The following is a 14,179-nucleotide window of genomic DNA, read 5'->3' on the forward strand; positions in this document are numbered from 1 at the left end:
TACGTGATCTGATTGCTCGAATTGACTCGACTCTTCTGATTTCGATTACTCGAAATGTGAGAGGTTGACTGACTCCGGTTCGGGAGAATGCTTGTTCCCCGCACTGGGCGGCCCAGCGGAAAAATACGGATAGACGTCGAGAATACCAGGACGAGGAGATCAGAATGAACCGTTCGGTTAGTGCCCCTACAGCGGAGATAAGGCTAAGTCCACATGAAGCTGAAGATCTGTGGGAAGCGATCGAGCGACTGGTCAGAAACCGAGATCTCGAGACTTTAAAGCCTGATCAGTTCGTCGATCTGGCGGTAGAAGCTACTCACCTTCTACCGGCCGAAGTGCGTCGCCGCGTCATCGAGTACAGGCGCTATGCGCCGGCTGGAGACGTACTGATTTTGCGTGGACTCCTACCCGACAGCGCGATCTTTCCGGACACAGTAAAGGCGCCGTGGGCGCCGCTGGCGGACACAGCACAGAGTGCGGCACTACTACTCGCCAGTGTGACGGTGATGCTCGGGGAACCATTCAACTACTCGACCCTCTACAACGGCCGAATTGTCCAAAGCATGGTCCCTGTGCGAACTATGGAGTTCACCCAGACCAGCCAGAGCAGCACCGGGATGCTCGATTGGCACTGTGAGGACAGCTTTCGTGATGATCGATGCGATTACGCAGGTCTGCTTTGCCTCCGGGGTGATCCATCAGGCGCATCGATGTATGCGCAGGCAAAGGACGTTGAGATTTCACGTGAGTTAATGGCGGTTTTGCGTGAGCGGCGATTCAAAGTGCGACCAGACCCGGCACACGAACTTTCAGGTGAGATTTCTATGCGACGTATTGCAATCCTCTCAGGGCCGGATTCAGCTCCGGAAATTGCTTACGACACGCACCATATTGAACCCGCCGACGAATCCGATTCGGAAGCTGCAGAAGCTCTTCGCGCGCTAGGCGCAGCTCTGGACAATGTCGCCCTACGTCATGTAATGGAGAGGGGGGATCTACTGATATTTGACAATAAGCGCGTTGTTCACGCTCGCACGCCATTCGCCGCGCGCTTTGACGGAACAGACCGTTGGTTAATGCGAACTATGGTCTGTGGATCTGCCCTGACGTTCCGCCGTTGGGGAACCCGAGTGCCGGAGTAGGCACTGCAGAATCATCCAGAACTCACAGGGGACCAATATGACAGTATTGCCCGGCACGCAGTCAACATCAAGCCTTGAGCTAGAACGAAATGTGCCCCAAAATAGTCTGCCAAATGCAGTGAACTCCTGGGACGAGTTCACTCCCTTGCGGGAGGTCGTTGTTGGCGACGCCACACACGCGGGAGTTCCAGCGCAGACCGATTCTTCTGCCTGGCTCAATGACTATCCCGAGCTGTCGCCATCCGAACGAAAGCGGGTAGGCGGGCGGTTCCCAGCCCAAGTCATTGAGGAAACGAACGAAGACCTCGCCGATCTCGTGACTACACTGCGCGAGTTGGGCGTAACTGTTCATCAGCCGCCCGCGTCCGACCACGAGCAGGAGTTCGGCGGCCCTGGCTGGCGTACTCGGGGTCGTCACTCGTATTGCCCCCGCGACTTGGCTCTGGTCATTGGTTCGACGATCATCGAAACGCCGAGTCCGTCGCGTGGCCGGTACTTCGAGTTGTCGAATCTGCGGGAGCTATTTCAGGACTACTTAGTGCGAGGTGCGGGATGGCTGAGTGCTCCGCGGCCGCAGCTGCAGGACGAGTTATTCCTCACCGATGAAACAGGCAGCCCAACGCTGGGCGAAGTCGAGCCGGCGTTCGAGGCCGCGAACGTCTTACGCCTCGGGCGGGACGTCTTCTATCAGGTATCTCGGAGCGGAAACGAGATGGGGCTACGCTGGTTGCAGTCGACGTTGAAGTTGCTGGGTGATATCCGAGTGCACCCATTGCGCGGTCTCTACCAAGGCACGCACATCGACAGCACGATCTGCTTTCTGCGGCCTGGTCTGGTGTTGCTTAATCCGGAGCGTGTCAAGCCAGACGCCATCCCTGAGGTGCTACGGGGGTGGGACGTGATCTGGTGCCCGCCGATTGACGAACCAGTTGCCCCACTGCTGCCTCGTACCCTCAGCACGCCCTGGGTGGGGATGAACCTCTTGGTGGTCAACCCGGAATTGGCCATCGTCGATCGAAACCAACCGAATCTGATCCGGTTGCTGGAGTCCAGAGGTATCACGGTCTTGCCGCGCCAGCTGCGGCACTCACGCGTCCTCGGCGGCGGATTCCACTGCGTCACATTGGATACGGTGCGCGAGGGCGGACTCGAATGCTATTTAGACTAACCAGAGGAACGGGTGATTTTCAGTGACTTCTGATGTTTCAAACCGACGACCGCTGTTGAGCCTAGCGGCCCTCAGCACGAACGACATCACGGATATTGGCAATATCGCATCTCGGTACGGCCTGGAGCCGGAGGCGTTCGCGGGGCGGTTGGCCGGCACGAAGGTAGGTCTGTTGTTTACCGCGCCGTCGACCAGAACCCGGATCTCGTTTTGGGCAGCGGCGCGGGGTCTGGGCTGCGACGTATTGCACCTCGGCCATGCCGATGTGCAGATTTCGACCGGTGAAACTTGGAGTGACACAGGAGCGGTGCTGGCTAACTACCTCGACGTCGTCGTCGTCCGCACCAATGGCCCGCAAAGCCACCTAGCTGAACTGGCGGTGCACGTACCGGCGACGATTGATGCTCTGACTTTGGAAGAGCATCCCACCCAGGCAATCGCGGACCTTTGCGCAATGAGAGAGCATTTCGGTGACATTGAGGGGTTGCGCCTGGCCTATCTAGGCGAGGTGAACAACACAGCTAGGGCGTTGGCTTTTCTTGTCTGCAAGCTTCCGTTCCATAGCTTCGACGTATACAGCCCCGTTGGTTCCGGCTTCTCCTCGGAAGAGGTCGACTCGCTGAATGCTCTGTGCGGCCGAAACGCCGTTCGCCAGCACGACGAATTGCCTGCATCGCCTGACGCTGTCGACGTGGTCTACACGGCGCGGTGGCATTCGATGACCGCGGCACGTCAGGATCCGGAATGGTTGTCTCGATTTGAGCAATTCGCTGTCACAAAGGATTTGATCAAGCGGTTCAGCGGGCCCCGTGAAGCGGTGTTCATGCACGATCTGCCTGCGGTTCGTGGCCAAGAAGTAACGTCCGACGTCCTGGACGGTATCAGCGTGACCTCGCTCGTGCAGCGGCAGGTTTATCACAAGGCGTCCGCGGCGGCGGCCGCGTTGCTTTGGGCAACAGGAGCATCGTCATGAGACATCAACTGGCGCCAGAGGTCTCGCGCGGGTGTCTGCGGGCTGACGACAACGACGTAGCAACACACTAGCCAGGCTCCGTGCACGCCGTCGCCTTGCACCCCCTGTGGGCCGACCGGGTACGTTGCAAAGCTGCTGCCGTCTCTCACAATGCCCACGACGATCGCCCTTGTGCCGCAGTAACTTACGTGGACTTTAAGTCGCTCTCGTCGGGTAAGCCTGAGCCGAGCGGTAACGACACTGAATGATGGAGCAGTGAAATGTCGGATAAAGATGACGTTTTAGTGCTGACTACCAGGGAAAAAGACTGGTGGTGGAGCATGCAAGAAATATTTCCGGCAATTGAACGCGTCTGGACCAGCATCGGTCGCTGCAAGCCGGAGAACGTCCGTGTGTTGTGCCTTCCACTGCTACCGGAGATCAAGCAGTATGTAGAAACTTCCACTTCCACGTTGAAGTTCGTGGTCCTGGCTGCCGTGACGCCTCAGATTGTCGAGATTGCGTTGCTCCTGCGGTCTCGGATGCAAGTCGACGTGCCGATGATCATCTACGTACACGGAGATTCGACCGAGGGGTTTGAGGCTTTCGGAGAACTTTCAAGCGTACTGACCGAACAAGACGTTTTCGTGGTAGCTTCCGAATCTGAAGCGAACGCTACCCGTCTTTGCTTCCCTGAGGCTCAAATCAAGGTCATTCCATTTCCGCTGGTGAGTCAATACAAGTTAAACGGCGAGAATCGCGATAATCGACTCAAAGTTGTACGGTTAGCCTACGTCGGTCGAATCGCTGAGCAGAAAAATTTGCATACCCTGCTATTTGCTCTGTGGATATTACGTAATGGGCGTAACCCTGTTCCGGGGATAACGCTAGATATATTTGGCGGCGAAAGCAGTCCTGGTAGCCCAATGATGGGCCTCGCATATGATAACTATAGTTCTTATCTTCGAGAACTGGCCGAGTCGTTGGGTGTGGCTGATGCGGTTACATGGCACGGAATGAAGCCGCGCGATTGGCTATTCTATAACGTGCATATGGAGCCGTACATATTCGTTCATCCGACGCTGCTTTCCGATGAGAACTTTGGATCATCCGCACTCGCGTCATTGGCCAATGGCCACCAGGTGGTGTCAACAGAGTGGGGTGGCCCCCGCGACTGGCGAGAGTGGTTCCCCGGCCAATTGACGCTTGTCCCTGTCCGAAAATCGACCAAAGGGCCAGTTGTGGAGCCCTATTCGCTCGCAGACGCCATCCTGAGGTCAATCGAAAGTTCGGTGACAGTGGTTGCGGAGAACACCTCCCTCAACCGGGCGCGCGCCGAGTTCTCGGACAGCGCCGTGGCGGCACGAACGTACCAATTAATCGATACGCTCGACGGGCCAGCTGTGTCGCTGACAAAGTCGCCGGTGCTGCGGCATCTCGATGAACGAAGGGCTATGTTCGGCGGTGCTCGAAAGATATATTCAGATTATGGCGACACCGCGGCACAAGCTTTTTTTGAAGCGTACGGTATGGATGAGCCGCTAATTTTCGAGGAAGGGGAATCTTACATCCTCGCTCCATGGGTGAGCTTTTCCGGGCAGAATCTGAGAATCGACGATCCGCATCGTGGGCGTCAAGAGTTCTGTATCGACACGGAAAATTCCGATACGGTTGAAATTATGGCTTGCCCTTCTATGGATGAATATCACTTACCGCTATATCTCGTTCAGGAATTAGTCGTCCAAGGGTACGCATTTCCGAATCCATTAGCCCACAGTTAAGGATTTTCGAATGAACAGTCAGCATGATCGACTTGTCTTATCGATCTTCTTCGGTGATCACGATTCAAACGTGACCATCGCTTCCCGCGACAGGGTGTTGCTCCACCTCGAAGCCGAGCGTGTCCTCGGGATCAAACACCTCGCCGCCAGCGCCGAGCAGATGGACGAAGTGGTTGAGACGGCCCTGCACTATCTCGATGCCGACGAGGAGGCTGTCGACGAGGTACTGGTAGCAAAATGGAGCGCGAAGTACGACCTCGCATATCCAATCAGCCTCGGCCGGCGGGAGTTCATTCCGACGATCACCGGACACCACCTCAACCACATCGGGACGGCTCTTCCCTCTGGGTTCGACCAATGCCTGGTGCTGTGCGCCGACGGTTGGTCTGAAGACGGAGCCACCTCCATGTACCTCTATGACCAGGGCAGAGTTGACCGCGTCGCTGTTCTTGAGCGCACCTTCTTGACTGGGAGGGTGTACGGGACAGCCACTCAGATCACGGTTCAGCCCGACTATATGATTGCCAATTCTTCCGACTCCGGAAAGATGCTGGGGTTGTCGGCATACGGTCGACATGACCCTGAACTCGCTGCACGCATACGCACAGACGTCGACGATTTCAACCGCGCAAACCTTGAAGGTGTGGATCATCTCCGGCGACGGTATGGCATCAGCGATGTCTATTCCTCGAACCCCGACGAAAAGCGACGCCATTTCGCTGCCACCGTGCAGAAGGAATGGGAGGAAGAGTTGTTGGAGGTCGCTGCCCGTTTCCGGCCGTTGTCGCCTCGTCTGGCTCTGGTGGGTGGTTGCGCGATGAACGTGGTTGCGAACGGCCGGTTGGCGAACAGCGGCATCTATAGCGAAGTGTTCATTCCTCCCATGCCATCCGACGCGGGCCAGTCGTTGGGCGCCGTATGGGACCGTTATCCCGATACAGTCACGTCAAGTCCATATTTGGGCCGTGATTATGGCCTTTGCGCGACCAAGAAATCAGCCACCACAATGGTCGACGACCTGAGCGCTGGCCGCGTGGTCGCGCTTTACACCGGTCGATCGGAATCGGGCCCCAGGGCGTTAGGCAACAGGTCTATCCTGGCTATCCCGCGCAATGAAGAGATCCGGCTACGGGTGAGTGAGCACATCAAGCGTCGTGAAGCGTACAGGCCGATCGCCCCGATAATCCGGGCCGAAGATCTGAATCGTTTTTTTGATGGCAAACAGCTGTCCCCGTATATGACTTACGCATACCTCGCCAAGGCCGAGACAGCGGAGCGTGCCCCAGCCATTGTGCACGCTGACGGGACAAGCCGGGTTCAGACGATTACTCCGGGGCAGCACCCTTTCCTTCACACCGTGCTGTCAGCCCTAGAGGAGCGCGGTGAGGTGCCGATGCTTCTCAACACATCGATGAACATTGCTGGCCAGACCATGGTCGACACGCCGGACGATGCACGGCAATTTCTCGCTGAGACTGACGTCGATGTGCTTTATCTCGGCGATCAACGCCTAACTCGTTCGTATTCTCGGATGTCATTGACATAGAACACGAGCTGACTGGAGAATCAAGAAAGGTAGTCGGCGGTCGTGTTGATCAATCGGAAACCACTGGGCGATATCGCCCGCCTTTGCGTGCGAGTGATATTTGATGCGTTCTTTGTTCGCGTCCGGCCCATCTTGGGCCCGGCGCCGGAGCGACATGGCGCATCTGACCTACGAGCGCTGGAATCATTGTTCGAATTCGCGTCGCAGAAGGTGAGCAAGCCGAGGTCAGCGGACCAAAGGTTGGTGTTGTAATGGACCTGAAATCCAGCGGTCTGAGTAGACCGTTCGGCCGTGCTGTTGTGACGGGCGGCGCAGGATTCATCGGTTCCCACTTATGTGAGGCTCTCGTCAATGCGAATACGGAGGTGATCTGTGTAGACAACTTTTGTACCGGTTCACCGGAGGCCGTGGCGCATATGCAGGACCACCCACTGTTTAGCCTGGTCAGGCAGGATATTAGCGACAAGCTGACCATCGATGGTCCGGTGGACCTCGTCCTCCACTTCGCTTCGCCCGCTTCGCCGCCGCAATATGCGGCGCTGCCCTTAGAGACATTGCGCGTCGGAAGTGCAGGCACGTTCAACGCGTTGCAGTTGGCACGTACCCGTAAAGCACGGTTCGTGATGGCTTCGACATCGGAAATCTACGGAGATCCGCTTCAGCACCCCCAACGGGAGGACTACTGGGGCAATGTCAATCCCGTCGGTCCTCGGTCGATGTACGACGAAGCCAAACGATTTGCTGAGGCATCAACGGTGGCGTTCGGTAAAACGGAGGGCGTTGACGTGGGTATTGTGCGTATCTTCAATACATACGGTCCACGTCTGCGTTCGTACGATGGCCGAGCGGTACCAAATTTCATTCGCCAGGCATTGGCTGGGGAGTCGTTGACGGTGATGGGAACCGGTGAACAGACACGGTCTCTATGTTATGTGGACGACCTTGTACGTGGTGTTCTTGCAATGGCGTCAAGCGATTGCCGGGGCCCAATTAATATCGGAAACCCATATGAGATCAGTGTGCGGGAATTGGCACTGCGCATTATTGAGATCACCGGCAGTCGGTCGTTATTGCGCTACGTGGACGGAGCTGAGGAAGACCCGAAGCGGCGATGCCCAGATATCTCGTTGGCCGAGCGGGAGCTCGGATGGTTCCCGACCATCGACCTCGGTGAAGGGTTGCGCCGAACAATCGAGTGGTTTAGCTCGAACGTGCCTGTCCTGTAGAGGAACCGCATTTTTCGGCATTCCAGTGACCAAATGAGATGAGGCGATGACTGTGCGACCGATGACCATGAGTTGGGTCAGTCGGCATCTGGAGACCGGCGAACGGATCATTGGGGAGGAGGCGCTACACGGCGGTATCACGGCAGAAATGCGGAAGCTGACCATCGCCACACGTGGAGGAGCTACGCGCTTCCTGGTACTTAGGAGTTATGTCGACCCGTTCCCATTGCGGCACGCAGAAGACTGGCTGGACAGGGAGACTGGCGCGCTGAAACTGCTAGTGGGAACCGGTGTGCCAGCTCCTGGTCTGATCGCGGTTGATCCAACTGCAATGCAATGTGAGTATCCATCGCTCCTGATGACCCATCTGCCGGGCAGTACGGTTCTTGTCGATGAAGGATTGGCGACGCGAATCGTCCTGCTTGCTCGTGCTCTCGTGGCGGTCCATGCGCTGAGAACAACCCACCGGCCCCGGGAATATCAGTCGTTGACGACTGCCGAAACAGTCGTTATTCCCGAGAGGGCTCACGCAGAGGCCTGGGCTGCGGCAATCGATGTGATCCGAGCGCCAGCGCCGCCCTATGAAGGTCGAATACTGCACCGGGACTTTCAGCCTGGAAACGTACTGTTCGACGTGCCGTCTTCAGGATCGGCAGTTTCTCGAATAACCGGCGTTGTCGACTGGGCCGGGACTTCCTGGGGTCCGGCGGACCTCGATGTAGCGCATTGTGCGACCAATCTTGCGCTGCTGCACGGTCCAGAATGGGGCCTGCGTTTCGCAGCGGCGTACGAGGAGGCCGGCGGGGCGCTGGCTTCGACAGCAAGAGATCGACGGTACTGGCGAGTGCGGGACGCACTGGCGTGCTCAGAGGAAGTGCAGTTGTGGGCACAACCATGGCGCGAAGCAGGAAGGACGGACCTCACCGCACGTGGTGTGGAAGATCGGTTGGACGCCTACATCTCCATTTTGATGAGCTCAGTACGTGAATGAGACCGGTCAGGAGGGCGAGGTAATATTCCGAACCTCGCAGTCTCGGTTCGTGATGCACAGTGACTTAGTTCTGCCGTAACTATCCTGCATGCTATCGAGTGAGAATCGGGTGACATGATTCAGGGCAAAGCGAGAAACTTCTTCAACTGGGAGCGCTCCCAGGAATTTGCACGTGAAAATCTAACGGGTCAAGATGTGAAGGCTACGCTCTTCGCGTATGAACCGGGCTTCCGAGAATCGCTCTACAGTCTCGCATTGTCGAGGCGTGGATCTGATGAAGAACTAGGAAACGAAATACGTAATGTCGGGCTCTGCCTATTTCGCCCTGATGCCATCGCGCATGACAAAGTGCGGAGTGCGCTCGATTATTTTTCCGCGGCTGGACTAATGCCGTTCATGTTCACGCCTGTCGGGATTACCCCAGATTCGGCACGTGAACTCTGGAGATACGTGCTAAATATTGCGTCAGGTGAACGGTTGCAGCTAATCGACCTACTCTTCGGGGCATGCGATTCTATTCTGGTCCTCTTCGAAATGCAATCGCCACTAGCTTCCTTACCGTGCTCAGTCGTAATGACTGACCTGAAGGGGCGTGGTATGAAAGTTGACAGACAGGGATGGGAGCTCCGATCCTTCCTTTCGAGTGCGCACCCTCTCGAAAACTATGTTCATACTGCGGATGAGCCGGCGGATGTCGTAAGGGAAGGCGGGAGGCTTCTCGGATCAGCGGCGCTAACGGCCGCTCTACGGGCTGGCCCCAGAGAGGATGTATCAGATCAGATCTGCTCATTGGCAAGCAAACTGCGAGTTCAATGTAACAGTGTGACAATCGACCGGTCTGACCTGCATATCCTTCTGCAGGAGCTTCTCCGAACGAAGTGTGGCCGCCCGTGGAATGACACGAGTGAAGCAGTTCTTGATCTCTGGGAATTATATCGTGTCCTTGGTGCTGTTTCTGAGATGTATAGCGCTTCCGGTCCATGTGTGATTGACGCGAGTGGCACTGACTGGTGGTGGGAACGAGCTGGCCTATTGGAGAATCGAAACACGTTATTATCGGATGCCACTTCTGCTCTGCGCGAGCGAGCTTATTCAACCGACAATTCGGTGCATGAGGTATTGCCGCAGTACCGTGATTTTTCGTGTCAGTCGGTCGACCGCTATTTACCTTGAATAGAGATTTCAAGGCACGAGGTGGACTGGGAATGAACGATTTCCTCTAACACGTTGCGAGTGCAGAGTTCCGTCCGATCGCGAATCTTGGATCGTCGCTGATCTGTCGACGACAGATTCTCTGCCCGCGAACGGAGCCCCGACGGCTGAGCGCGCAGTCCGGGCTCCGACCTCACGCCCTTGGAACCGCGGTGCGATGGAGGTCCCAATGAGCCCAAAGGGCGGCGTAGTCGCCTGCTGCGGCGAGGAGTTCTTCATGGGTGCCGAGTTCGGTCAGACGCCCGTCGCGGAGCACGGCGATGCGATCGGCCGTGCGGGCGGCATGTAACCGGTGCGCAATGGTGACGACAGTGCGGCCGGTCAAAGCAGCGTCGAGAGCGCGTTCGACGGTGCGGACGGCACCCGAGCCGAAGTCGGCGGTGGCTTCGTCGAGGACGACTACAGCAGGATCGGCGAGGACAAGGCGCGCGAGTCCGAGCTGCTGGTGCTGGGCGGTGGCGAGGCGGTGACCGTCCGCACCGACGCGGGTATCCAGGCCGAGGGGGAGCGCATCGACCCAGTCAGTGGCGCCGACAACGGCGAGCACAGCACGCAGTTCAGTGTCGGTAGCGCCGGGGCGTACCAGACGCAAGTTTGAGGCGAGCGTGCCCAGGAAGGTGTGACCTTCCTGGGTGAGCAGTGCGACCGGACCGGAGACGTCGAGGCGGCCGCTGCGCGCAGGGTGGATGCCCGCGATGAGCGCGGCGAGAGTTGACTTGCCGGCTCCGGAGGGACCAACGAGGGCAAGGCGCTGCCCGGCGGGGACGTCGAGGCTGACGCCGTGGAGCACATCTTGGCCGGGGCGGTAGCCGAACCGCACGTCGCGAATTTGGATCGCCGGTGAGGTAGGGGAGGAGATGTCGGTTGTTTCTGTCACCGGAGCGGCGGGAGCGAGGCCGGTGACCCCCACGATCCGGGCGAGTGCGGCCTGCGCGGTCTGCAGCGAATCGATGGTCTCCATGATGACGTCGGTGGGCCCGGCGAGGCGTTGGACGTAGAACGCGGCGGCAGTGACGGTGCCGATGTTGGTTTGGTCTGCGGAGACCAATGCGGCGCCGATGGCGAGGACCGCGGCGAGGGACAGGATTTGGGCGAGGTTGATGCCACCGCGCAGCCAGTTGCGCAGGGCTGCGCCGGCCATGGAAGCACGGAACCGTCCAGCACTGGCGTCGCGGATCCGCGCGGCCCGAGACAGTCCGAGGCGGTGTGCGCGAAGCGCTGCGGTACCGGAGAAGGCCTCGTGCAGCTCGGTGGTCACCTCTGCAGACCGTTCTTGGAGGGTGCGGTAAGTCGGACCGGATTGGCGCAGATACCGGCGACTGACCGCGACCGCGATCGGAACCCCGATGAGTGCGGCAGCGGAGAGAATCGGGGAGAGCACCAGCATTGCGACCGCGGTCAGCCCGACCTCGACCATCGCGAGGGTCATCGCGGGAACGGCCCGCCGTACTGCAATGGTGAGCGTGGCTATGTCGCCGGTTACGCGGGCGAGCAGATCGCCCGTGCCGGCGCGCTCGATGGTGGCCTGTGGGATCGCCAGTGCAGCAGTGAAGAGGTCTCGGCGCAGGTCGGCAAGCACGTCCTCCCCGACTGCTGCGGCGCGGATTGCGCCTAGGTAGGCCAGGATCGCGCCGACCAGGGTAACAGCGACGAACCCACCGACGGCGGCGTTGATCATCGCGCGATCGCCTCCCTCGGCGACCTCGTCGGCTACCAGTCCGATTAGGCGGGGTCCGATCAGAGTGACCGCGGTGCCGAGGGCGAAGAGCATCACGACCCCGACTACCGCCCCGCGCCGGGACAGCAGCAGGCGCATTGCCTCACGCCGAGTCTGTCTCAGGTCAGCTGTGGGCAGAGTGGAGTCTGTCATGTCGGTGTGCCACCTAGATCGACAGCATCGCGGTAACCGGGGGACGCGGCGAGTAGATCAGGGTGCCGGCCGGAACCCGCCACCCGCCCGTCTTCGATATACACCACCCGGTTGGTGGCCACGAGTAGTGCGGGACTGGTGGTGATCAGCAAGGTCGTCCGGTTCATTCCTCGGGGGAGTGCGGCGGAAACGATCATGGCTTCGGTGTGCGCGTCGACCGCGGAGGTCGGGTCGAGGAGCACCAGGATCGGCGTGTCCGCGGCGAGAACCCGCGCGAGCCCGACGCGTTGTCGCTGCCCGCCGGATAGGGTGCGGCCCCGTTCCTCGAGATCCGTGTCCCATCCGTCGGGGAGCCGCTCGGTGATCTCCGCGACCGCGGCGGTGCGAGCAGCCTCGAGGTGGACAGGACCGAACATTCGATCGACAGCGACGTTTTGTGCCAGGGTCGCTGCGAACAGAAAGGGGTCGTACTCTGCCACCAGCATCGTGGCGAACAGGTCGGTCAGCGCCATGGCGCGCAGTTCGACACCGCCAAGGAGGACTATTCCGGCATCAGGGTCGCGGACACGAGCCAGCAGCGTACTCATCGCAGCCGGTACTCGGGGATCGGCTGCGACAAACCCCACGGTCTCGCCGGATCGAAGTTCGAGGTTTAGACCGCGTAGCACTCCGTCGAGGTGGACGTCCACCAGCTTGAGGTCCATCCCGCATGGAGTGACATCGGGGCCGTCCTCGACAGCGACTGGCTCTGCGAGCTGTCCGGCTATTCGCCCGGCAGCAGCCAAACCCTGTGACCAGACCGAGCCGAGCTCGGCGAAGGTGCCCAGCGGGATGCGCAGGAATTGCGCGAGCCCGAGATAGGCCACGAGCTCGCCGATGGTGAGTTCACCGTCCAGCGCGAGGTGTCCGCCGACCGCTGTGACCAGGGCGAGGAATAGCCCGGGGATCAAGACCTCTACGACTTCAAAACCTCCGTCGAGGCGCGCCACCCGCAGTGCGGATTGCCGGACCGCCTCGGTCCGGCCCTGGAAAGTCGCTACCGCGACGGGTTCCGCGCGCAGGCCCTTGAGGATGCGAAGCCCGGCGACGAAGTCCGCTGCGACCGCGCTGGCGTCGGCGATCCGAGCCTGCTCGGCCCGGGCGCGACGCTCCAGTGGCCGCCACATTGGTCCCAACAAAGCCAGCATGGGCACCAGACCGGCGAGTATTACCAGCCCGAGCAGCGGTTGGAAAATCAGCATTCCTACCGCGACTACCGCGAAGGTCACTACCGCGCCGGCACCCCGACAGCATAAGTCCGCGATGCCGCCGAGACGTGTGGCGTCCGCAGTCGCCCGAGAAACCAGCTCGCCTGGAGCCGTGGCCCGGGTCGAGCCACGCGGGTCCAACACGCGGTGGGTCACCAACTCGACTACCGCCAGTTTTGTGCCAGCCAGGAGCCGGGTGGACATCCAGTGCCGTGCCGACTCTGTGGCGACTTGTGCCCCACCGACCACGGCGAGGACGCCGAGCCAGGCAGCGAGTGATGCCGCGCCACCGGAGAGGGCTTGATTGATCACGGCCCCGAGCACGACCGGGGCCGCCGCCAGCGAGCCCATCCACCCGATCCCGCACAGTGCGCCCGCCAGCACTGCTTGACGTTGAGCGCCTAGCATCGCCCTCAACACCTGCCCGGAGGTTGTCGGGAGCGGGTCCGTCGAGCGGAACGCGCCGGGCTCGGCGCCCCATATCCCGTCTACCCGCCCCATGACTAAGAACCTAGCGGATTCTCGACTGTCTCGCCCTACCAAGAGAACGTTCCCGCTCGCCGTTCCGGGCGTGTTTTGTGGGGGCGTTCGATCGACATGATTTTAGACTTGAGTTTTGAATGTTGTTGTGTGTAAATATGTTTCGGTATTTGGTTGGTGTAGAGCAAATTTCGTGGTTTGTGCACAGCTGTGGTTTCGGTAGCTTTGAATATTGTTGTGGTGGTGTAGTTTTCGGTGTTTCGGGTTGTTTTGCGGTTTGGTGGGTGTGAGTGTATGATTGGGAGCATGATGATGACGAGGCAGTGGACGCGAGACGGGGCGCTTTTCGTGTTCCTTCCCCTCCTCCCCAGCCTCGTTCGGGTGTCGGGTACGGGTTCAGGCGTTGCGATGAATTCGATTGGTGAGAACCAAGATTCGGAATTCAGAGGAGCGAAGCGACTCGATCGACGGCAACGGCACTCGACCCACTGCGAGCCGCGCAGCGGCTCCCTGGCGGGGAGCGAAGCGACTCGCTTCCGTCTCCCGACGCGAAGCGTCGGGAGG

Annotated in this window: 9 protein-coding genes; 7 read left to right on the plus strand and 2 right to left on the minus strand. The window is 59.4% G+C overall.

Features of this window, described 5'->3' with window-relative positions:
* Positions 1-164 precede the first annotated feature (164 nt).
* The 7 genes from AC2ETI_RS30640 (at position 165) to AC2ETI_RS30670 (ending at position 8,806) form a co-directional block, all read left to right on the plus strand.
* The gene (locus AC2ETI_RS30640) at positions 165-1,142 is read left to right on the plus strand and encodes a TauD/TfdA family dioxygenase (RefSeq protein ID WP_483634857.1); all 978 of its coding nucleotides are present in this window, start codon (positions 165-167) and stop codon (positions 1,140-1,142) included.
* A gap of 37 nt (positions 1,143-1,179) precedes the next feature.
* Positions 1,180-2,310, plus strand: a complete 1,131-nt coding sequence (locus tag AC2ETI_RS30645; RefSeq protein ID WP_483634858.1) for a scyllo-inosamine-4-phosphate amidinotransferase — start codon at positions 1,180-1,182, stop codon at positions 2,308-2,310.
* Positions 2,311-2,332: 22 nt separating this feature from the next.
* Positions 2,333-3,283, plus strand: a complete 951-nt coding sequence (locus AC2ETI_RS30650; protein WP_483634859.1) for an ornithine carbamoyltransferase — start codon at positions 2,333-2,335, stop codon at positions 3,281-3,283.
* Positions 3,284-3,543: 260 nt separating this feature from the next.
* Entirely contained in the window at positions 3,544-5,043 is a 1,500-nt protein-coding gene (locus AC2ETI_RS30655) for a glycosyltransferase (RefSeq protein WP_483634860.1), read from the plus strand.
* 10 nt (positions 5,044-5,053) lie between these two features.
* The gene (locus AC2ETI_RS30660) at positions 5,054-6,589 is read left to right on the plus strand and encodes a carbamoyltransferase C-terminal domain-containing protein (RefSeq protein ID WP_483634861.1); all 1,536 of its coding nucleotides are present in this window, start codon (positions 5,054-5,056) and stop codon (positions 6,587-6,589) included.
* Positions 6,590-6,840: 251 nt separating this feature from the next.
* Positions 6,841-7,815, plus strand: a complete 975-nt coding sequence (locus tag AC2ETI_RS30665) for an NAD-dependent epimerase/dehydratase family protein (protein ID WP_483634862.1) — start codon at positions 6,841-6,843, stop codon at positions 7,813-7,815.
* A gap of 148 nt (positions 7,816-7,963) precedes the next feature.
* Positions 7,964-8,806 carry an aminoglycoside phosphotransferase family protein gene (locus tag AC2ETI_RS30670; protein WP_483634866.1) on the plus strand — a complete coding sequence of 281 codons (843 nt, stop codon included), beginning with the start codon at positions 7,964-7,966 and terminating at the stop codon, positions 8,804-8,806.
* A 1,345-nt stretch (positions 8,807-10,151) separates the two neighbouring features.
* Here AC2ETI_RS30670 and AC2ETI_RS30675 read toward each other — a convergent pair.
* Both AC2ETI_RS30675 and AC2ETI_RS30680 read right to left on the minus strand, forming a co-directional pair.
* Positions 10,152-11,888 (minus strand): ABC transporter ATP-binding protein, encoded by a 1,737-nt coding sequence (locus tag AC2ETI_RS30675; protein WP_483634863.1) that lies wholly within the window; start codon positions 11,886-11,888, stop codon positions 10,152-10,154.
* The gene (locus AC2ETI_RS30680) at positions 11,885-13,636 is read right to left on the minus strand and encodes an ABC transporter ATP-binding protein (protein WP_483634864.1); all 1,752 of its coding nucleotides are present in this window, start codon (positions 13,634-13,636) and stop codon (positions 11,885-11,887) included. The genes AC2ETI_RS30675 and AC2ETI_RS30680 overlap by 4 nt, the downstream gene beginning before the upstream one ends.
* Between the last annotated feature and the right edge of the window lie 543 nt (positions 13,637-14,179).

The organism is Rhodococcus sp. MurmanLake-1, assembly GCF_056945715.1.

What these genes read in the sequence shown, in the direction of transcription:
- AC2ETI_RS30640 (WP_483634857.1), top strand. Translation starts at nt 165, where the DNA reads ATGAACCGTTCGGTTAGTGCCCCTACAGCGGAGATAAGGCTAAGTCCA.
- AC2ETI_RS30645 (WP_483634858.1), top strand. Translation starts at nt 1,180, where the DNA reads ATGACAGTATTGCCCGGCACGCAGTCAACATCAAGCCTTGAGCTAGAA.
- AC2ETI_RS30655 (WP_483634860.1), top strand. Translation starts at nt 3,544, where the DNA reads ATGTCGGATAAAGATGACGTTTTAGTGCTGACTACCAGGGAAAAAGAC.
- AC2ETI_RS30660 (WP_483634861.1), top strand. Translation starts at nt 5,054, where the DNA reads ATGAACAGTCAGCATGATCGACTTGTCTTATCGATCTTCTTCGGTGAT.
- AC2ETI_RS30665 (WP_483634862.1), top strand. Translation starts at nt 6,841, where the DNA reads ATGGACCTGAAATCCAGCGGTCTGAGTAGACCGTTCGGCCGTGCTGTT.
- AC2ETI_RS30670 (WP_483634866.1), top strand. Translation starts at nt 7,964, where the DNA reads ATGCGGAAGCTGACCATCGCCACACGTGGAGGAGCTACGCGCTTCCTG.
- AC2ETI_RS30675 (WP_483634863.1), bottom strand. Translation starts at nt 11,888, where the DNA reads ATGACAGACTCCACTCTGCCCACAGCTGACCTGAGACAGACTCGGCGT.
- AC2ETI_RS30680 (WP_483634864.1), bottom strand. Translation starts at nt 13,636, where the DNA reads ATGGGGCGGGTAGACGGGATATGGGGCGCCGAGCCCGGCGCGTTCCGC.